14 protein-coding genes are annotated in these 20102 nt (G+C 40.6%); 9 read left to right on the top strand and 5 right to left on the bottom strand.

The window, feature by feature from the left end; translation table 11 throughout:
• Nucleotides 1-781 precede the first annotated feature (781 nt).
• The 4 genes from dmsA (at nt 782) to dmsD (ending at nt 5468) form a co-directional block, all read left to right on the top strand.
• Nucleotides 782-3226 (top strand): dimethylsulfoxide reductase subunit A, encoded by a 2445-nt coding sequence (gene dmsA / locus GWI58_RS10445; RefSeq protein ID WP_004248044.1) that lies wholly within the window; start codon nt 782-784, stop codon nt 3224-3226.
• A gap of 11 nt (nt 3227-3237) precedes the next feature.
• Nucleotides 3238-3855, top strand: coding sequence for a DMSO/selenate family reductase complex B subunit (locus GWI58_RS10440; protein WP_161769159.1), 618 nt, complete (start codon nt 3238-3240; stop codon nt 3853-3855).
• 1 nt (nt 3856) lies between these two features.
• Nucleotides 3857-4717: a DmsC/YnfH family molybdoenzyme membrane anchor subunit gene (locus GWI58_RS10435; RefSeq protein ID WP_004242891.1), complete on the top strand. Its 861-nt coding sequence runs from the start codon at nt 3857-3859 to the stop codon at nt 4715-4717.
• A 139-nt stretch (nt 4718-4856) separates the two neighbouring features.
• Nucleotides 4857-5468 carry a Tat proofreading chaperone DmsD gene (gene dmsD / locus GWI58_RS10430; RefSeq protein WP_161769158.1) on the top strand — a complete coding sequence of 204 codons (612 nt, stop codon included), beginning with the start codon at nt 4857-4859 and terminating at the stop codon, nt 5466-5468.
• A gap of 52 nt (nt 5469-5520) precedes the next feature.
• Here dmsD and GWI58_RS10425 read toward each other — a convergent pair whose 3' ends face one another.
• Both GWI58_RS10425 and GWI58_RS10420 read right to left on the bottom strand, forming a co-directional pair.
• Entirely contained in the window at nt 5521-5982 is a 462-nt protein-coding gene (locus GWI58_RS10425) for a nucleoside deaminase (protein WP_004242888.1), read from the bottom strand.
• Nucleotides 5982-6668: an ankyrin repeat domain-containing protein gene (locus GWI58_RS10420; RefSeq protein ID WP_004242887.1), complete on the bottom strand. Its 687-nt coding sequence runs from the start codon at nt 6666-6668 to the stop codon at nt 5982-5984. Before GWI58_RS10420 ends, GWI58_RS10425 begins: the two co-directional genes overlap by 1 nt.
• Nucleotides 6669-7003: 335 nt before the next feature.
• Between GWI58_RS10420 and kdpA the strand changes: the two genes are divergently transcribed.
• The 5 genes from kdpA to kdpE are packed head-to-tail and all read left to right on the top strand — an operon-like array spanning nt 7004 to nt 14764.
• Nucleotides 7004-8704, top strand: a complete 1701-nt coding sequence (gene kdpA / locus GWI58_RS10415; RefSeq protein ID WP_094959178.1) for a potassium-transporting ATPase subunit KdpA — start codon at nt 7004-7006, stop codon at nt 8702-8704.
• Nucleotides 8705-8715: 11 nt separating this feature from the next.
• On the top strand, nt 8716-10773 hold the full coding sequence (gene kdpB / locus GWI58_RS10410; protein ID WP_004242885.1) for a potassium-transporting ATPase subunit KdpB: 2058 nt from the start codon (nt 8716-8718) through the stop codon (nt 10771-10773).
• Between the two features lie 10 nt (nt 10774-10783).
• The gene (gene kdpC / locus GWI58_RS10405; RefSeq protein WP_094959177.1) at nt 10784-11377 is read left to right on the top strand and encodes a potassium-transporting ATPase subunit KdpC; all 594 of its coding nucleotides are present in this window, start codon (nt 10784-10786) and stop codon (nt 11375-11377) included.
• A 4-nt stretch (nt 11378-11381) separates the two neighbouring features.
• Complete coding sequence (gene kdpD / locus GWI58_RS10400; protein ID WP_004251249.1) at nt 11382-14084, top strand: two-component system sensor histidine kinase KdpD; 2703 nt, start codon at nt 11382-11384, stop codon at nt 14082-14084.
• The gene (kdpE, locus tag GWI58_RS10395) at nt 14081-14764 is read left to right on the top strand and encodes a two-component system response regulator KdpE (RefSeq protein ID WP_004242882.1); all 684 of its coding nucleotides are present in this window, start codon (nt 14081-14083) and stop codon (nt 14762-14764) included. Before kdpD ends, kdpE begins: the two co-directional genes overlap by 4 nt.
• Nucleotides 14765-14791: 27 nt before the next feature.
• On the opposite strand, the gene GWI58_RS10390 is transcribed toward kdpE, so the two are convergent.
• From GWI58_RS10390 to GWI58_RS10380, 3 genes are read right to left on the bottom strand one after another with little or no spacing between them, the layout of a single operon-like run.
• A complete protein-coding gene (locus tag GWI58_RS10390) occupies nt 14792-15919 on the bottom strand; it encodes an ABC transporter permease (protein ID WP_004242881.1) in 1128 nt (375 codons plus the stop codon).
• Nucleotides 15920-18688 carry a ribosome-associated ATPase/putative transporter RbbA gene (gene rbbA, locus GWI58_RS10385; protein WP_094959175.1) on the bottom strand — a complete coding sequence of 923 codons (2769 nt, stop codon included), beginning with the start codon at nt 18686-18688 and terminating at the stop codon, nt 15920-15922.
• On the bottom strand, nt 18685-19758 hold the full coding sequence (locus GWI58_RS10380) for an HlyD family secretion protein (RefSeq protein ID WP_020945631.1): 1074 nt from the start codon (nt 19756-19758) through the stop codon (nt 18685-18687). The genes rbbA and GWI58_RS10380 overlap by 4 nt, the downstream gene beginning before the upstream one ends.
• Between the last annotated feature and the right edge of the window lie 344 nt (nt 19759-20102).

Here is a 20102-nt window from a genome sequence, read left to right as displayed (position 1 = left end):
CGTATCATTAATACGAGAATAAGGATATCCAGCCGATGATTTTGCGATAACATTCAAAACAAAAAACCAAAAACGGAAGCAAAACCAAATCCGAACAACTTAGATCACATTTTTTTAACAGTAATTCAATTGTGATAGCTGGAAAATGAGAGATGAAACGAATCTTTATCTGATGAGCAGTTTGTTAAGCGTAAGAAAAATCAGTCTATTATAAGTGCATTGATTTTCAATGTTCTATTTTAGAACCAGTTGATTTTGTAAATATCATGTTAACTGACGGCTTATTTGTTTTATTACATAAGAGATTATTGATACGCAGTTCAAGCTACCCGACATTTTTTAATGTTTACTCGATATCAAATGACACTTGTTAAATAACAATAATAAAAAAAACACAGATGTAATCATTGATAAAAATAATGAGTTAATGATTCTGTATATTACACATCATAAATTGGACGCTATTGGGCTATTTTAGTTATTTAGTTTATTTTTTCTTATCAATCGATATGTATTAAATTATATATCAAAGTTAATCAATTGATTAATTTTAAATAATACATAGAGTTAAGAAAACAGCGACAATTGATAACCTTCGTAATAAATCATGTTTCTTTGATGTAAAGCAACTACCACTTTTTATAAGTAAGTAATATCCACATTAACAGTTGGGTTTTATTATCTTACGTTAGCGTGCTTATTTATTAACAAAAATGATAACAATAATTTCTATATAAGCTCTTTATTTTTCTTCTTAAAAATATAATTAAGTGAGTAATGTATGAAAAACATCAAAGAGATGGCGTTACTTTCCACCCCCCTATCTCGCCGACGCTTTGTCAAAGTGGGAGCCGCTGGTGGATTAGTTGCAACGGCAGGTGGATTATCTCTCCCCTTTAGCCAAGCCATGGCTTCGGAGCAAACAGCGCCGACATCTACCAATAAAGAAAAAGTCGTCTGGAGTGCATGTACCGTCAATTGCGGTAGTCGTTGTCCATTGCGTATGCATGTCGTTGATGGCGAAATTAAGTACGTTGAAACAGACAATACCGGCAATGACGTTTATGACGAGTTCCATCAAGTACGAGCTTGCTTACGTGGTCGCTCTATGCGTCGGCGTGTTTATAATCCAGATCGCTTACGTTATCCCATGAAACGCGTAGGTAAACGTGGTGAAGGTAAATTTGAACGTATCTCTTGGGATGAAGCCTTTGATACTATTTCCGACACCATGAAACGACTGATAAAAGATTATGGCAATGAATCTATTTATCTAAATTACGGTACAGGCACCCTCGGTGGCACCATGACAAAATCTTGGCCACCAGGAGCAACCCTTATTGCCCGTTTAATGAATTGCTGTGGTGGTTATCTCAACCATTATGGCGATTATAGTACTGCGCAGATCGCGGCAGGCTTAAATTACACCTACGGGGGATGGGCTGACGGCAATAGTCCTTCAGACATCGAAAATACTAAATTGGTTGTTATGTTTGGTAATAATCCCGGTGAAACACGTATGAGTGGCGGTGGTGTAACTTATTATGTTGAGCAAGCTCGTGAAAAATCAGATGCTCGCATGATAATTATTGATCCTCGCTATACTGATACGGGTGCAGGTCGTGAGGATGAGTGGATCCCCATTCGTCCAGGTACTGATGCAGCCTTAGTTAATGCGTTAGCTTATGTCATGATCAAAGAAGATTTAGTCGATAAACCCTTCTTAGATAAATACTGCGTAGGTTACGACGAAACCACGATGCCAGAAGGGGCACCTAAAAACGCCCACTATAAAGCCTATATTTTAGGTGATGGCGCAGATGGTCAACCCAAAACCCCAGAATGGGCAGCACAAATTACCGGTATTCCCGCGGCACGTATTGTTAAATTAGCCCGTGAAATCGCCGGTGCTAAGCCGGCTTATATTACTCAAGGTTGGGGCCCACAACGCCGTTCAAATGGCGAATTAGCCTCTCGCGCTATTGCAATGCTCGCTATCTTAACAGGTAATGTGGGAATAAACGGGGGTAATACTGGTGCCCGTGAAGGCTCTTACAGCATTCCTTTTGTCCGTATGCCAACCTTAACTAACCCTGTCACGACCAGTATTTCTATGTTTATGTGGACAGATGCCATTTTACGTGGCCCTGAAATGACCGCTACACGTGATGGCGTGCGAGGTAAAGATAAACTGGATGTACCTATTAAAATGGTATGGAACTATGCAGGGAACTGCTTAGTTAACCAACATTCAGAAATAAACCGTACTCATGAAATCCTACAAGACGATAAAAAATGCGAAATGATTGTGGTTATCGATAATCATATGACCGCATCGGCAAAATATGCAGATATCTTACTGCCAGATTGTACGGCATCAGAGCAAATGGATTTCTGTATGGATGCTTCTGCGGGGAATATGGCTTACGTGATTTTCGCTGACCAAGCGATTAAGCCACGTTTTGAAAGTCGCAATATCTATGAGATGACCAGCGAAATTGCTAAACGTATGGGGGTGGGTGAGAAATTTACCGAAAATCGTACCCAAGAAGAGTGGCTACGCCATCTTTATGAGCAATCGCGTCAAAATTTACCAGAACTGCCTACCTTTGAAGAATTCCGGGCACAAGGTATCTTTAAAAAACGTGATCCACAAGGCCATCATGTAGCTTACCGTGAATTCCGCGCTGATCCACTCAACAATCCACTGACAACGCCGTCAGGAAAAATTGAAATTTATTCTTCGCAATTAGCTGAAATTAAAGCGACATGGGAATTAGCGGCAGACGATGTGATTGATCCACTGCCAATCTACTCCGCAGGTTTTGAAAGCTATGGCGACCCTGCTATGGATAAATACCCATTACAAATGACGGGTTTCCACTATAAAGCTCGTACCCACTCAACTTATGGCAACGTGGATGTATTAAAAGCGGCTTGTCCACAAGAAATTTGGATAAACCCTGTTGATGCTACAAAACGTGGTATCAAACACGGCGATTTAGTCCGTATTTATAACGATCGCGGTGAAGTACGTATCAACGCTAAAGTGACACCACGTATTTTGCCGGGTGTTGTCGGATTAAGTGAAGGGGCTTGGTATAACCCAGACAGTAACCGTATTGATCATGCAGGTTGCATTAACGTGTTAACGACCCAACGCCCTTCACCACTTGCTAAGGGTAATCCTTCTCACAGTAATCTTGTTGAAGTCGTCAAGGCGTAAGGAGTCTGGTTATGTCAACGCAATATGGTTTTTATATCGATTCAAGTCGTTGCACCGGCTGCAAAACCTGCGAACTCGCGTGCAAGGATTTTAAAAATTTATCCCCTGAGGTCAATTTCCGCCGTATTTATGAATATGCCGGTGGTGATTGGACCGAGCAAGATGGTGTGTATACGCAAAACGTTTTTGCTTACTACTTATCTATTTCATGTAACCACTGTGACGATCCGGCTTGCGTAAAAGTCTGTCCAAGTGGCGCCATGCACAAACGCGAAGATGGTTTTGTGGTGGTAAATGAAGAAGTGTGTATAGGCTGTCGTTATTGCCATATGGCATGTCCTTATGGTGCACCGCAGTTTGATGAAGTCAAAGGCCACATGACCAAATGTGATGGTTGTTATGAGCGTGTTGCTGAAGGTAAAAAGCCAATTTGTGTCGGATCTTGCCCATTGCGTGCATTAGATATGGCACCGATTGAAGAGTTACGCGCTAAATATGGTGATCTTGCTGAAATAGCCCCTCTTTCATCTGCGAAATACACTAAACCGAATATTGTACTTAAATTAAATGCCAATAGCCGACCTGTAGGTGACACCACCGGGCATCTGGCTAACCCAGAGGAGGTTTAAGATGGGCATGGGATTACATGAATGGCCACTGATGTTCTTTACCGTTATTGGTCAAAGTGTGGCTGGCGCCTTTATTATTATGGGTTGCGCCATTCTTTCAGGCAAACTGCCTGAAGCGTTAAATCGCAAAGTGCATTACAGCATGTTTGGTTTGTGGTTATTAATGGGGATTGGTTTTTTACTCTCCATGATCCACATGGGAACCCCAATGCGTGCCTTTAACTCTTTTATCCGTTTTGGTCATTCATCGTTAAGTAATGAAATTGCCAGTGGTGCCACATTCTTTGCTTTAGGTGGCTTATATTGGCTAATTAGTGTGTTAAATAAAATGCCTGCTGCATTAGGTAAATTGTGGCTAGTGGTTGTCATGATACTTGCGGTGCTATTTATCACGGCTATTTCGCGAGTTTATCAAATTGATACTGTACCTACTTGGTATAATGGCTATACCACAGTTAACTTCGTACTAACCGCATTTATTGGTGGCCCTATTTTAGCAGCACTGTTAATGCGTATTGCCGGTTTTAACTTAAATTGTATTAGTGCATTACCGCTATTAAGTGTCATCGCCATTATTATCAGTGCTATTGTGGCTACCTCTCAAGGCTTTGAATTGGGTTCAATTCAAACCTCCGTACAAAAAGCGGTTGATTTAGTTCCTGATTACGGTTTTTTAATGGGCATTAAATTGATTGCACTGACATTAGGGTTAGCTTGTTGGATAGCACCGTTATTACGCAAAAATAATCCTTCTGTTTCTTTAATGGTGTTAGGTTTTATTTTGGTGTTTGTTGGTGAATTTATTGGTCGTGGCGTATTCTATGGCTTACATATGACAGTAGGAATGGCTGTTGTAGGTTAATCAACCTATTTATCCTTAAAAACCGCCGTAATGGCGGTTTTCTTTTACTGTGTTACCCTTTTTTAATCTTAGTCATTATGTTTATATAGGGAATAACCTATTATAGATAATATACATTTCAGCGGATAATAAAAATATTATGGAACAACAAGTTATTACAGATATTTCTCTCTCTGCCCGTATTATTGGGGCTGCTTTCTATTACCCACCAACTGAAAAAAGTGACATTGTTGAGTTACTCTCAAGCGGCAAATGGTTAGCTGAATGGCCTTATGGCTCTGAAGAAGAAAAACAACGCATTGCCTCATTATTGGCGCAAACTACCTATCAAGATGAAACATTAGCACAAGCCTATCAACGTTTATTTATTGGGCCTTATGCGCTACCTGCACCACCTTGGGGATCGGTGTATCTTGATCATGAGAATGTCTTATTTGGTGATTCAACCTTAGATTTACGTGAATGGATGCTGGAGAATGGTATTGATATTGCCTTGACTCAAAATGAACCTGAAGATCACTTTGGTTTAATGGTGATGATGGTGGCATGGGTTGCAGAAACACGCCCTGAAAAATTAACTGAACTACTTGCTGAACATTTATTACCTTGGTCTTATCGCTATCTAGAGAAATTGTCATTACAAGGGGCATTCCCTTATTATGAAGGTCTTGCCATGTTAGCAACGTTAACGCTTAAAAACTGGCAATCCCTACTCTCGATTACTCCTGTTGAAAAACAGCTATTTTGCTAATCGACTGATTTGATCAAAAGAAGAACAGCCCTAATTGGGCTGTTATTTTTAGTTAAGATTGTTGAGACCAAAGCTGATAAAGTGCCGGTTGTTTTTCGTCTTCAGGTTTTATTTGCACAAATTGCAACCCTTCTTGTTGCTCCGGAGCGACTCTTAATGCCTTAGCAATATTGGCTGTCGATAATCCATAAGGCTGGGCATCATCATTAGAGTAAGCATAAAATATTTGTGAGATCCCCGCCATACGCATAGCCGCCAAACACATTGGACAAGGTTGACCACTGGCATAAACCACACAATCATCCAATTTTGCTCGTCCTAACACTTTTCCAGCTTCTCGTAATGCTAATAATTCTGCATGTGCAGTTGGATCATTTGTCGCTGTAATTTGATTAACAGCATGAGCAATCACTTGACCATTTTTCACGATCACCGCGCCAAAGGGACGCCCACCAACTTTCACATTCTCTGTGGCAAGCGAAATGGCTTGCTGTATAAATTGCTTATCTGACATTATTTTGCCCCTGCTTGTTGAAGAATATTGATGATATTGGTATAGCCTTTATCTTTCGCTAAGGTTAATGGTGTACGTCCAGATCCATCAGCCAAATTAACATCCGCCCCACCATCGATTAGCAACGTCACGATATCTGCATATTTTTGACTTCCATCACCTAAAATAATGGCTTCAATTAACGCAGTCCAACCAAGGCGATTAACATGATTGACATCTACACCGGCATCAATCAAGGTTTTTACTGTGGCAACATGGCCGCGCTCCGCCGCAGGAATCAATGCCGTACCACCATAACGGTTGATGCTATTCAGATCTGCGCCATGGGCTAAGGTTAAAGCTAAAATTTCCTGCAATCCTCTCGCTCCAGCATAAAGATAAGGTGAATCATAGATAGCATCGCGGGCATTGACGTTAGCCCCTTGTTCAATCAGGTATTTTGCCACCTCAATTTGATTCGCATGAGTAGCCGCCATTAGCGGTGTACGCAATTTGATATCTCGTTGTTCAATATTCTCTCCTTGCGCTATCTGGCGCTTTAATTCTGGCAAGTTTCCCTCTTGTGCCAGTGTCACTAGATCTGCTTTATCAGAATTTGCCATTGCTTTTACCATAAAGATAGATGAAACCATTAATAGGCCTAAGAAGTAGAAAAACCACTTGGTCTTTAAATAGATAGCATTCATTCAATCTCTCCTCGTGAAGGGGTATTTTCAGCCTGCTTAATCAGCAGATTATTCGACCATTTATTACATCTAACAAAGGGATGGCATTATTTCAACCTATTGAGGAATAAAATATTCCACCATTAAGCCTTGATTTAGGTTTGGTCAGCATTTTTATACTTTTTTTACATCCGCCATAGCGCTTTTATCAACATCTTTACACCTCTTTCAGTAGCTTTACTCAATCTAAATCGCAAAAGGATAGTTCAAATGTTGATATTCGGTGCTGTGGCATTAGTGATTGTGCTCACTGCTTATCTTATTTATGTGTTGTTTCATGCAGAGGCATTTTAAAAATGGCAACAACAACGTTGATCTATATTGCCGTTTTTCTCACCGTCTTACTGATTATGGGAAAAGTGATTGGCAATTATCTTGCTCGTCTCATAGAAGGTGATTTACCTCGTTGGGTAACAAAAACAGAACAGGTTATTTGGCGTAGCTGTGGTTTTAAACCTGCTGGCAAAGCAATTCAGCCTATGAGTTGGTATCACTATATGTTCGCCCTGTTAATTTTTAACTCAATGGGAGCATTTTTATTATTGGTAATTTTACTTAATCAAGGTTATTTACCTTTAAATCCACAGTTTGCACCTAATATGAGTTGGGATTTAGCATTAAATACCACCATTAGTTTTATCACTAATACCAATTGGCAGGCCTATAGCGGTGAAACAGCCGTCAGCTATTTAAGCCAAATGATGGGGCTTACAGTACAAAATTTCTTATCAGCAACAACGGGGATCGCTGTTGCCTTTGTATTGATCAGAGCATTAACACAATCTTCTTGCCATTCTATTGGTAATGCTTGGGTAGATATTGGTCGTATTACCCTATATCTGTTACTACCTTTAGCCATTATTTGGTCACTGTTATTTGTTAGCCAAGGCGTGATCCAAAATTTCCATCCCGCGCTATTAAGCCAAGGACTTGAAAATCAGCAATGGTTACCAATGGGCCCCGTTGCTTCTCAAGAGGCAATTAAACTGTTAGGAACCAATGGAGGAGGCTATTTTGCAGCAAACTCTGCTCATCCTTATGAAAACCCAACCTTTTTCAGTAACTTTTTGCAAATACTTGCCATATTCCTGTTACCTACCGCGCTATGCTTCGCCTTTGGCCGACTGAGTGGCACACAACGGCAAGGCTATACCTTACTTTGGGTAATGACATTGATTTTTATTGTTGCGGTTAGCGTGATTGTTTGGGCTGAATGGCGAGGCAACCCACAATTTACTTTAATGGGTGCGGATAGTTCATTAAATATGGAAGGTAAAGAGAGTCGCTTTGGTTTAATAGGCAGTGCGTTATTTGTTGCCGTCACTACAGCTGCTTCTTGTGGTGCAGTAAATGCCATGCATGATTCATTAACTGCATTAGGAGGTATGGTTCCTATGTGGTTAATGCAAACTGGAGAAGTCATCTTCGGCGGTGTTGGTTCTGGTTTTTATGGCATGATCTTGTATGTTTTGTTAGCTGTTTTTATCGCTGGATTAATGGTGGGTCGAGCACCTGAATATCTCGGCAAAAAAATTGGTGTAGCAGAAATGAAATGGGTTGCTGTCGCTATTTTAATATCACCAGCAATCACCTTATTAGGTACAACACTTGCCCTCTTTAGCGAAGTAGGTCGCGAAGCGATTTTAAATCCTGGTCCTCATGGTTTTAGTGAAGTTTTATACGCTTTTACTTCAGCTGCTAATAACAATGGCAGTGCTTTCGCCGGACTGAATGCTAATTCTGTTTTTTATAATCTGTTATTAGGTATCACTATGCTTGTCGGACGTTTTGGTGTCATGTTGCCTGTCTTAGCTATCGCCGGTAGTTTGGCAATAAAAAAACGCCAAGCCGAAAGTTTAGCCACATTGTCCACTACTTCACCGCTATTTATTTTTCTATTGTTCCTCACAGTAATAATGATTGGTGCGCTCACCTTTGTTCCGGCATTAGCACTAGGCCCTATTGCTGAGCATTTACAGTTGTTATGGGCTAAATAAGGAAACTCATCATGAAAAAAACACCTCTTTTTAATAGAAAAACAATGATGTCAGCTTTCTTGGATGCTATCAAAAAATGCACCCCTCAAGCGCAATGGCATAATCCGGTGATGTTTATTGTTTATGTTGGTGCACTACTCACTACGGGTATTTGGTTTGCCGTTTTACTGGGGTATCTACCACCAGATAATCATTTTACTTTTCAAGTCATGCTTTGGTTATGGATAACCCTACTATTTGCCAATTTTGCTGAATCTTTAGCAGAAAGTCGTAGTAAAGCACAGGCGGCAAGCTTACGAGGTGCGAAACAACAATCTAAAGCGGTGCGCTTACAGCATGCTGATCTTCACGCTCCCCAAGAAATCATTGATTCACTTTTATTACATAAAGGCGATATTGTTTTGGTCAATGCTGGCGAGGTAATTCCTTGTGATGGTGAAGTGATTGAAGGTGGCGCTTCTGTTGATGAAAGTGCGATCACCGGTGAATCAGCTCCCGTTATTCGTGAGTCAGGTGGCGATTTTTCTTCTGTTACTGGAGGGACTCGTGTGTTATCTGACTGGTTGATTATCCGTTGTAGTGCTGAAGCGGGTAACTCTTTCCTCGATCGTATGATTGGTATGGTGGAAGGTGCTAAACGCAGAAAAACGCCGAATGAAATTGCATTAACTATTTTATTAACGGCCCTAACGCTGATCTTTTTATTCGCTTGTACCACACTCTATCCTTTTAGTGTGTTTGCCGTGCAATTCCAAGAGCATGGTGAGGTTATTTCTGTTGTAACGTTAATCGCATTATTAGTTTGTCTGATCCCTACAACCATCGGCGGACTACTCTCTTCTATTGGTGTGGCAGGTATGAGCCGGATGTTAGACGCTAATGTGATCGCGACTAGTGGACGTGCAGTAGAAGCCGCAGGAGACGTTGATGTTTTATTACTCGATAAAACAGGGACAATTACTTTAGGTAATCGCCAAGCTTCTCGTTTTATTCCTCTATCAGGAATAACTGAAAAACAATTGGCAGATGCGGCGCAATTAAGCTCTTTAGCAGATGAAACACCAGAGGGCCGTAGCATCGTTATATTAGCCAAACAGCGCTTTAATTTACGTGAACGAGATTTAACTTCGATGGGAGCCTCTTTTGTTCCATTCTCAGCAATGACCAGAATGAGTGGCGTAAATATTGGTGAGCGTATTATACGTAAAGGCTCGGTTGATGCTATTCGTCGTCATATCGAAGTTAGTCATAGCCATTTTCCCGATGAAGTCAACACCATAGTCGAGCAAGTCGCAAGAGCTGGTGCTACGCCATTAGTCGTCGTTGAAAATCAAAATATCCTTGGTGTGGTTGAACTTAAAGATATCGTCAAAGGGGGTATCAAAGAGCGCTTTGCTCAACTTCGCCAAATGGGCATTAAAACCGTGATGATCACCGGTGATAATCATCTTACTGCGGCGGCCATTGCTGCCGAGTCCGGTGTAGATGATTTTCTTGCGCAAGCCACTCCAGAGGCTAAACTGGCGTTGATCCGTCAATATCAATCAGAAGGCCGACTTGTCGCTATGACCGGAGATGGTACTAATGATGCGCCGGCTTTAGCGCAAGCCGATGTTGCTGTGGCAATGAATTCAGGAACGCAAGCCGCTAAAGAAGCAGGCAATATGGTTGATTTGGACTCGAATCCCACCAAATTAATTGAAGTCGTTCATATTGGTAAACAAATGCTTATGACCCGTGGCGCCCTAACCACCTTTAGTATTGCCAATGATATCGCAAAATATTTTGCCATTATTCCCGCAGCTTTTGCGGTGACATATCCGCAATTGAATATGCTCAATATTATGGGATTACACTCCCCAGCATCCGCGATGTTATCAGCCGTTATTTTTAATGCTTTGATCATCGTCTTTTTGATCCCTTTAGCGTTGAAAGGTGTGCATTATCGTCCTGTTTCTGCTCATTCATTATTACGTCGTAATCTCTCTTTATATGGAATAAGTGGGTTAATTGTTCCTTTTTTAGGCATTAAACTCATCGATATGATTTTAGCTATTATTGGGCTTTAAGGAGAATACTATGCATCTTTTTCGTTCATCTTTAGTGATGTTAGTATTACTGACACTTATCACTGGATTAGCCTATCCTTTATTTATAACCGGATTAGCTCAATTGTTTTTCCCTTGGCAAGCAAATGGTTCACTGGTTTATCAGGACAATAAACTGATTGGCTCTGAATTGATTGGACAGTCATTTAATCGAGCCGACTACTTTCAAGGTCGCCCCTCAATGACAAGTGAAATGCCTTACAATAGTATGGCTTCCGGCGCTAGCCAACTTGCTACATCAAATCCACTCTTAAGCGAGAAAGTGGCTGCAGGTGTTCGTTTATGGCAAAAAAGGGTTGATAATCATCAAGTCGTTCCTGTTGATTTAGTGACCGCTTCCGCCAGTGGGCTTGATCCTCATATTTCATTGGCTGCCGCTTATTACCAAGCACCGCATATTGCGTTATTACGTCAATTCACAATAAATGAAATAAAACAATTAATTACAGAAAATACGACATCGCCATTAATACCATTTTTAGGTGAACCTGTGGTGAATGTCTTTAAACTCAATCAGGCACTTGATAGATTGAGTGCAGAAAAAAACAATAAAGTGAGCGGGTAATAAAATGGAACAAGCTCCGCAGTGGCAACGCCCTTCTCCTGATGATTTGCTGGCATTAACGCGAGCACCTCATCGAGGACGATTAAAGATCTTTTTTGGTGCCTGTGCCGGCGTAGGTAAAACCTACGCCATGTTACAAGAAGCTCAACGTTTACATCAGCAAGGTATTGATGTCTTAGCTGGGGTTGTAGAAACCCATCAGCGCCAAGAAACGGCACAACAACTTGAGGGATTACCGTTATTACCGCCATTAAAATTACATTATCGTGGTAGAAAGCTCTCTGCCTTTAATTTAGATGCGGCCTTAGCAAGACATCCTGCGGTGATCTTAATGGATGAATTGGCTTTTAGTAATCCACATAAATGTCGCCATCCAAAACGTTGGCAAGATGTTGAAGAGTTACTTGATGCGGGCATCGATGTTTTAACCACCATTAATGTACAACATATTGAAAGTCTTAATGATATTGTTGGTAGTATTACTGGCATTCGCGTTCAAGAGACGATTCCTGATTATATCTTTGATAATGCCGATGAAGTAGTTATGGTCGACTTACCACCAGACGACCTACAACAGCGCTTAAATGAAGGCAAAGTTTATCTGGCAGGACAAGCAGAGCGTGCAATAGAGCATTTTTTTCGTAAAGGTAATTTGATTGCATTACGAGAGCTTGCCCTAAGACGGATGGCAGATCGCGTTGATTCCCAAGTAAAAGAATTCCGTGATAGTCAAGGTGGTACGCCTGTTTGGCATACTACTGATAGTTTAATGGTTTGTCTTGGTGCTCATGGAAGAAATGATAAATTAGTGCGTACTGCTGCTCGTTATGCTGCTGCTTTTGGTTGCCAATGGCATGCTATTTATGTTGAAACACCAAAGCTACATCAGATAGGTGAGCATAAACGCCGTGCTATTTTACATTCCCTCAAGTTAGCACAACACCTAGGGGCAAGAACGGCGATCCTTTCTGATAATCAAGCGGAAAAAGCGGTGATCCGCTATGCCAGAGAGCATAATTTAGGCAAGGTGATTATCGGTCAACGCCCCTATCAAAAGTGGCAATGGTTAAAACGTTGGGTCCGTATGCGTTTCGCAGAAAGGTTAGCGCGTTATGCACCTGACTTGCATGTTATCAGTGTCGCTTTAAATGAAGAAGAGCCGCGTTATAAAACAAAAACATTTGTGCCACAAAATGATAAATGGCGCCAAAATCTTAAAGGCTATCTAACAGCTATTGGTTTATGTCTAGCTATTACGCTTTTTTCACGTACTTTTTTGTTAGCGTTAGATAAGGCAAATTTAGTTACTCTTTATTTATTAGGCGTTGTTCTTATCGCGCTATTTTTTGGTCGTCGCCCTTCTATTTTTGCTGCTTTAATCAATGTGATAAGCTTTGATTTGTTCTTTGTGCAACCGCATTTTTCACTGGCTGTATTAGATATGCAGTATTTAGTGACTTTTTCCGTAATGCTCATTGTTGGGTTAGTGGTGGGTAATTTAACTGCGGGAATGCGTTATCAAACCCGGGTTGCTCGTTATAGAGAACAACGCACTCGTCATTTATTTGAAATGACCCGAGAGCTGAGTCGGGCACTGACTTTAGAAGAAGTGGTACGTACTAGTTATCATTTTTTATCAAGTGCTTTTGATGCCAAAGTTTGTTTATTAATGCCTAATCATCATGGTGAATTAACGCCATACAATGCTGAAGGTATGGGACAACTTCCCATTGATAGTGGTATTGCCCGTTGGTGTTGGGATAAAGATCAAATCGCAGGTGCAGGAACGGATACCCTACCTAGTGTCCCTTATCAGTTGCACCCTATTAGCGCATCTCAACAAGTATTAGCGATTTTAGCGATTGAGCCAAATAATCTACGCCAAGTACTTATTCCTGAACAACAGCAACTCTTACAGACATTTAATGGCTTAATTGCCAATGCTCTTGAACGGTTACAGCAGGCGGAAATGGCCGAACAATCTCGTATTAATATAGAACGAGAACAATTAAGAAATGCGCTCTTAGCCGCCCTTTCTCATGATCTAAAAACACCACTTACCGTCCTGTTTGGCCAGTCTGAAATTCTTCTTCTAGACTTAAGTGCTGAGGGCTCTGCTCATACTGAACAAGTTAGTCAGATCCGCCAACAAATTTTGACGACCTCCCGCTTAGTCAACAATTTGCTGGATATGGCACGTATTCAATCAGGGGGTATCCAAGTCAACTTGCAGTGGAATTTACTGCAAGAAATTGCTGGAAGTGCAATACGTTCACTCTCTTATTTACTTGATAAACACCCATTACAAATTGATATTCCAGCTGATTTATTACTCTATTGCGATAGTCTGTTAATTGAGCGCGTGTTAACTAATTTATTAGAAAATGCAGTCAAATATACCGCATCACAGACCAAATTAGGCATAAAAGCTACGGTTGAAGAGGATCAAATTCATGTTGAAGTTTGGGATGAAGGCGCAGGTATTCCCACTGAACAATTGCAGCTTATTTTTAATAAATTTTCACGTGCAGTAAAAGAGTCCGCCATTCCGGGGGTTGGGCTGGGTCTTGCTATTTGCAGTGCTATTATCCACTTACATGAAGGTAAAATTTGGGCTGAAAATAATAAAAAAGGTGGAGCCAGTTTTCACTTTGTTTTACCTTTAAAATCACTACCTAATATTGATGAGATTGAAATAAAACAGTGACGCCATATAACATATTGATTGTTGAAGATGAAAAAGAGATCTTACGATTCGTTCGCCTTGCATTAGAGAACGAAGGTTTTCGTGTTTATGACGCCTCAGAATGTCAACGAGGATTAATAGAAGCAGCATCAAGAAAACCTGATTTAGTCATTCTTGATCTGGGATTACCTGATAAAGATGGGCTTTGCTTTATTCAAGATTTCCGTCAATGGAGTAGCACGCCGATTATTGTGTTATCCGCCAGAGATTCTGAACAAGATAAAGTTGATGCTTTAGACGCTGGAGCTGATGATTATTTAACTAAACCCTTCGGTATGAGTGAATTACTAGCTCGGGTTCGTGCTTCATTACGTCGCTTTGTCAAACAAGAAACAGAAACGACTCAATTTACATTTGGTGATATCACTATTGATTGGGTTAAAAGAATAGTCACTCGCCAAGGCGTACCCATTCACTTTACTCCGACCGAATTTCGTCTACTCAGTGAACTTGTCAACAATAGTGGAAAAGTATTAACTCAACGTCATTTAATGCAGCATGTTTGGGGGCCTAACTTTGTAGAGCATAGCCATTATTTGCGAATTTATATGGGGCATCTACGTCAGAAAATAGAAACCGATCCCACCTGTCCAGTGCACTTAATTACTGAAACGGGGATCGGTTATCGTTTTATGCCTTAAGTCTCTTTTTTCGGTTTATCAGAACGACTAAGCCATTGCAGATATCGTTTTTCTAAAACGTAACAGTGCCAATGCAAAAAAGACTGAGCCAATAATAATTAAAACGATAAATTGAGGCCAAACAATCGAGAAATCTGCGCCTCTATATAATATCGCTTGTGCAAGGCTGACAAAATGTGTGGTTGGCATAGTTTGCATCACATCTTGTACAAACTGAGGCATACTCTCTCTTGAGGTCATCCCCCCAGACAACATATTTAATGGCAACAATACCATAATCATCAATAAACCAAATTGTGGCATTGAGCGCGCCATAGTGCCTAAGAAAATACCAATGGATGTCGTTGCAAATAAACTTAACGCCACCCCACACATAAATAACAAAACAGAGCCTTCGATCGGCACATGTAGCAGTGATTTAACCACTAGCACTAAAGACATGGCCGACGCTAACAATACAACCAATCCCATTGACCATATTTTAGACAGCATGATCTCAAATGGTGTGACAGGCATAACTAATAAATGCTCAATAGTGCCATGCTCTCGCTCTCGTATTAGTGCCGCCCCGGTTAATACAATAGATAGCATGGTAATGTTATTGATTATCGCCATAACAGAGCCAAACCAAGATTGTGTTAAGTTTGGGTTAAAGCTCATTCTAACTTCTAAATCCACAGGCAGTGGATCGTTAGTGCGCTCTTTAGCAAGAAAAGTTTTCGCTTCTCCCATAACGATATTTTGAATATAGCTATTTCCTAAGAAAGCTTGGCTCATCCGTGTTGCATCAATATTGACTTGAATTTCTGGCTTACGTCCTGCGAGTAGATCGCGTTGAAAATTAGGCGGAATATCTAACGCAAAAGTATAAGTTCCTCTATCTAATAAACCATCAATCTGCTCGGGTGTAATATCTGCAGGGGGTAAAAAGTAAGGCATATAAAAGCTATTGACAATACGGGCCGAAAGTTGAGATTTATCCTGATCAGCCACCGCTATCGGCGCATGGTGTAATGAGCCCGGTGTTACAGTAGCCGATGAGTATATTGATACGGTAAAGGCAAACACAATTAATGCCAGCATCGCCTTATCACGGGATAAACTTCGTAACTCTTTTATTCCTAAATTAAAAATATTTTGTACGGTATGCCACATTTAAGCCTCCTGCTTTTTCAAGAAAAAGACACTCAGCCCAATCACAATGGGGATCGTGATAAGTAACGGAATAAAAGACCAAGGCAAATCAAATAAGTTAAGTCCTTTTGAAAACGTTCCTCGAGTGATAGTAAGAAAGTGAGAAGTCGGATAAATATGCCCTATCCATTTACCAATACCTTCTAAGGATGATACTGGGTCAATCATGCCGGAGAATTGTGTAGCAGGAATTAAGGTAATAATTGAAGTACCAAAAATAGCCGCAATCTGACTTTTCATAAAACAAGAAATCAGTAATCCCATTCCCGTAGCAATAGTGATATAAAGCAACGCCCCTAATGAGAGTGTTAACATGCTTCCTTTAAAACTGACACCAAAAACAAATACCGAAAGCGCACAGAGCATAAAAAAGTTAAACATTCCCAATAAAATATAGGGGATCTGTTTGCCTAATAAAAACTCGGCTTTAGTGACCGGAGTAACGTATAAATTAATAATAGAGCCTAGCTCTTTTTCACGTACCACACTCAAGGCGCTTAACATCGCGGGGATCATCATCAACAACAACGGAATAACCGCAGGTACTATAGCGGGTAAACTTTTTACATCAGGGTTATAACGATAACGGGTTTCGATATCAATGGGGGAAAATTGATCAACCATATTGGTAGGTTGACGCATGGCCATATCTAACATCCAAGTTAGATGCATTGCCTGAATATACCCACGGACAGTTTCTGCACGATTTGGCATCGCGCCATCAATCCAAACGCCTATTTTTACTTTATGTCCTTTAGCAACATCTCGAGCAAAATTAGGCGGAATTTCAATCGCAACAGTAATATCACCACTGCGGAGACGACGCTCAAGTTGGTTATAATCGGTAATCGGCGCTTTTTCAATAAAATAGCGAGAACCTGATAGGTTTTGACTATAAGCCTGACTTAACCCTGTTTGATCTCTATCCATAATGGCAAAGCGTAGGTTTTCAACATCCATACTGATGCCGTAACCCATAATAAACATCAATATTACCGTGCCTAGTAATGCTAAGGTAAGGCGTACTGGGTCTCGGCGTAACTCCATCCCCTCACGAATGCTATAACTAAATAAACGGCGTAAACTAAATCGTTGTTTTAACGCTTTTTCCGCACTTTCTTCACTAGAGGCAGGCAATTGTAGCTGTTTATCTTCAATATCGGGCGTTTCTGTTTCACCGGATGCTTTTTTCAAATAATCAATAAATACTTCTTCTAGTGTATCAAATTGACTATTTTTCACTAAATTAGCGGGGGTATCTGTCACTAGCACTTTTCCGGCATGCATCAGAGACATTCTGTCACAGCGCGCCGCTTCATTCATAAAGTGGGTAGAGATAAAAATAGTGACACCGTCACGTCTTGAGAGATCAACCATCAGCTTCCAGAACATATCGCGAGCAATAGGGTCAACCCCAGAGGTGGGTTCATCAAGGATCAGCATTTCTGGTTTGTGGATCACTGCCACCGCTAACGATAAGCGTTGTCGAATACCTAAAGGTAAACCATCAGGCATCATATCTTCTACATCGGTCAAATTAAAACGCTCACTCATTTCCTTGATACGTTGAGGAATATCCTGTTCAGGGATATGAAAGAGTTTGGCATGTAGCTCTAAATTTTGTCGAACCGTTAATTCGCTATACAGTGAGAATGCTTGCGACATATAACCAACACGTTTACGAGTTTCGATATCTTTTGGATCAACTTCTTGCCCAAATAACCAAGCGCGCCCTTCACTTGCCTCAAGTAAACCTGTAAGCATTTTCATGGTGGTGGATTTACCACAACCATTCGAACCTAGGAAACCAAAAATTTCGCCTTTAGGAATACGAAAACTGACATGATCAACAGCAACAAACTGACCAAAGCGCATTGTTAACTCTTTGGCCTCAATGGCGATAATATCGTCATCACTTTTATCCCGTGGAGGAATAATCACTTTTTGATGGTTTTTACGTTTTTCTTCCGGTAAAAGCTCAATAAAAGCAGCTTCTAATTCATCTGTCGCCGTTTGCGCCTTTAATTCTTCCGCATGACCAGTGGCTAAAACCTTACCTGCATCCATTGCAACCAGCCAATCAAAACGCTCAGCCTCTTCCATATAAGCCGTCGCAACCAATACGCTCATATTGGTTTGGCGTTTACGAATACGATTAATTAACTCCCAAAATTGCGCCCGTGATAATGGGTCAACCCCTGTGGTGGGTTCATCGAGGATCAGCAATTGTGGATCATGAATTAATGCACAGCAAAGCCCCAGCTTTTGCTTCATACCACCAGATAGTTTACCTGCAGGTCTATCCTTAAAAGGCGCTAGTCCCGTACTTTCAAGTAAATCATTGATGCGCTCTTTTCGCTCTTGTTTTGATTGACCAAATAAGCGACCAAAGAAATCGACGTTTTCAAAAACAGAAAGTGTGTGATAAAGATTTTTACCTAACCCTTGCGGCATATAGGCAATTTTGGGGCAAACAGCTCGCCGGTGATTAACATCATTCATATCACCATTAAGTACTATCACTTGCCCTTGCTGAATTTCTCTGGCTCCTGAAATAAGAGAAATTAAACTCGATTTTCCGACACCATCCGGGCCTATTAAGCCGACCATTTTTCCGGCAGGAATAGTCAATGTCACATCATCAAGTGCTTTGGTATCACCATAATGTTGGGATACATGAGTCAATTCAATGATATGAGAATGACTTTGCGTTCTCATTAGTTGACTCATTGTGGTAATTTCACCTCTAAATCAGTCGGCCAAGGTTGGCTATTATCTAAGCGAATATAGGCACGTCCCGGTAAACCTGTTTTGACATATTCAAGGTGTTTCTCTAGTAATTCAGGGGAGATCCTCGCCCTTACACGAAACATTAGCTTCAAACGTTCATTGTCAGTTTCAACTGTTTTAGGGGTAAACTGTGCAACACTGGCAACATAAGTCGTTTTCGCAGGGATCACAATATGTGGGGCTGCGTCCAAAATAATATGGACATCACTGCCTAAGGCTGCTTTGCCAGCGGCTTCAGTTGGCAAAAAGAATGTCATATACACATCACTAAGGTCGACCATATTTAACACTCGACCGCCAGCGCCTAGCACTTCACCGGGTTCCGCAACACGATATTGTACACGGCCATTACGAGGAGCTTTTAAGATACTATCATCCAACTCAGCCATAATACGTCGTTCGGTAGCTGTTGCTGCATCAACTTTGGTTTTTGCTTGAATAATTCCAGACTTTGCCGAATCAATTGCCGCAATGGTTGCAGTCACTTGTGCTTTTGCAGCTTCAACAGCAGCACGAGCCCCTTCGGTTCTTGCTATATCATCATCCAGTTGTTGAATAGAAATTGCTTTTGTTTTAACTAATGCTCGAGAGCGGTTAAGGCGTTTTACTGATGCGTCAAGCTCTGCAATACGCTGACGAACAACTGCCTGCGCTGCAACTTGCTCACTTTGACGTTGAGAAAGTGCCGACTCTGCCGTCATAACGCTACTTTTGGCTTGCGCTAGTTGGGCTTGAACTTCATGAAGTTGCTCTTTTAAGGTACGAGTATCCATTGTTGCCAACACTTCACCCGCTTTAACAAAATCCCCCTCTTTGACCAAAATAGTGTCAATTCTTCCTGGTGTTTTGGTTGAAATATCAATTTCAGTAGCTTCAATTCTCCCATTACTTTGAGCAAACCCATCAGGGAGTGCTGGTGCTTGTGTTTTCCACCAAAAAATACCTGCTGCAATAATTGCAACAATAATAATGCCGTAAACAAAAAAACGATTCGTTTTTTGATTTTTCATATAAATTATTTAACCTTCCTTTTGCCATAAATAACCCGATTTTTTGTGATTTACTGTGTGTAAGAAAATAGTTAAATAACAATTTTTAATTTTATTTCATCTACTTTAAAAATAGTCCATTTATATATATAAAGCGAATTAAAATAAAATAAAAAAAGAGAAAAACAAAAGTTAACCATATGAATTATAAAATATAATAAGAATATGATAGTGTGTTGTGTGAATTTAATGTAGTACTTTTATCACATAATACACTATCAAAATTTGATTATTCGAGATAACACACAAAATGTATAAAATTTAGCATCCATTAGCTTTATTAAAATCAAAATATAATAATAACA

This window comes from Proteus sp. G2674, assembly GCF_009915195.1.
In the GTDB taxonomy this organism is placed as follows: domain Bacteria; phylum Pseudomonadota; class Gammaproteobacteria; order Enterobacterales; family Enterobacteriaceae; genus Proteus; species Proteus mirabilis.
The sequence above is the reverse complement of the archived record's forward strand: the minus strand, read 5'-3'. Positions and strand labels throughout refer to the sequence as shown.

What these genes read in the sequence shown, in the direction of transcription:
- kdpB (WP_004242885.1), top strand. Translation starts at nt 8,716, where the DNA reads ATGAAAAAAACACCTCTTTTTAATAGAAAAACAATGATGTCAGCTTTC.
- dmsA (WP_004248044.1), top strand. Translation starts at nt 782, where the DNA reads ATGAAAAACATCAAAGAGATGGCGTTACTTTCCACCCCCCTATCTCGC.
- kdpC (WP_094959177.1), top strand. Translation starts at nt 10,784, where the DNA reads ATGCATCTTTTTCGTTCATCTTTAGTGATGTTAGTATTACTGACACTT.
- GWI58_RS10435 (WP_004242891.1), top strand. Translation starts at nt 3,857, where the DNA reads ATGGGCATGGGATTACATGAATGGCCACTGATGTTCTTTACCGTTATT.
- kdpD (WP_004251249.1), top strand. Translation starts at nt 11,382, where the DNA reads ATGGAACAAGCTCCGCAGTGGCAACGCCCTTCTCCTGATGATTTGCTG.
- GWI58_RS10420 (WP_004242887.1), bottom strand. Translation starts at nt 6,668, where the DNA reads ATGAATGCTATCTATTTAAAGACCAAGTGGTTTTTCTACTTCTTAGGC.
- rbbA (WP_094959175.1), bottom strand. Translation starts at nt 18,688, where the DNA reads ATGAGTCAACTAATGAGAACGCAAAGTCATTCTCATATCATTGAATTG.
- GWI58_RS10390 (WP_004242881.1), bottom strand. Translation starts at nt 15,919, where the DNA reads ATGTGGCATACCGTACAAAATATTTTTAATTTAGGAATAAAAGAGTTA.
- GWI58_RS10380 (WP_020945631.1), bottom strand. Translation starts at nt 19,758, where the DNA reads ATGAAAAATCAAAAAACGAATCGTTTTTTTGTTTACGGCATTATTATT.
- kdpA (WP_094959178.1), top strand. Translation starts at nt 7,004, where the DNA reads ATGGCAACAACAACGTTGATCTATATTGCCGTTTTTCTCACCGTCTTA.
- GWI58_RS10440 (WP_161769159.1), top strand. Translation starts at nt 3,238, where the DNA reads ATGTCAACGCAATATGGTTTTTATATCGATTCAAGTCGTTGCACCGGC.
- GWI58_RS10425 (WP_004242888.1), bottom strand. Translation starts at nt 5,982, where the DNA reads ATGTCAGATAAGCAATTTATACAGCAAGCCATTTCGCTTGCCACAGAG.
- dmsD (WP_161769158.1), top strand. Translation starts at nt 4,857, where the DNA reads ATGGAACAACAAGTTATTACAGATATTTCTCTCTCTGCCCGTATTATT.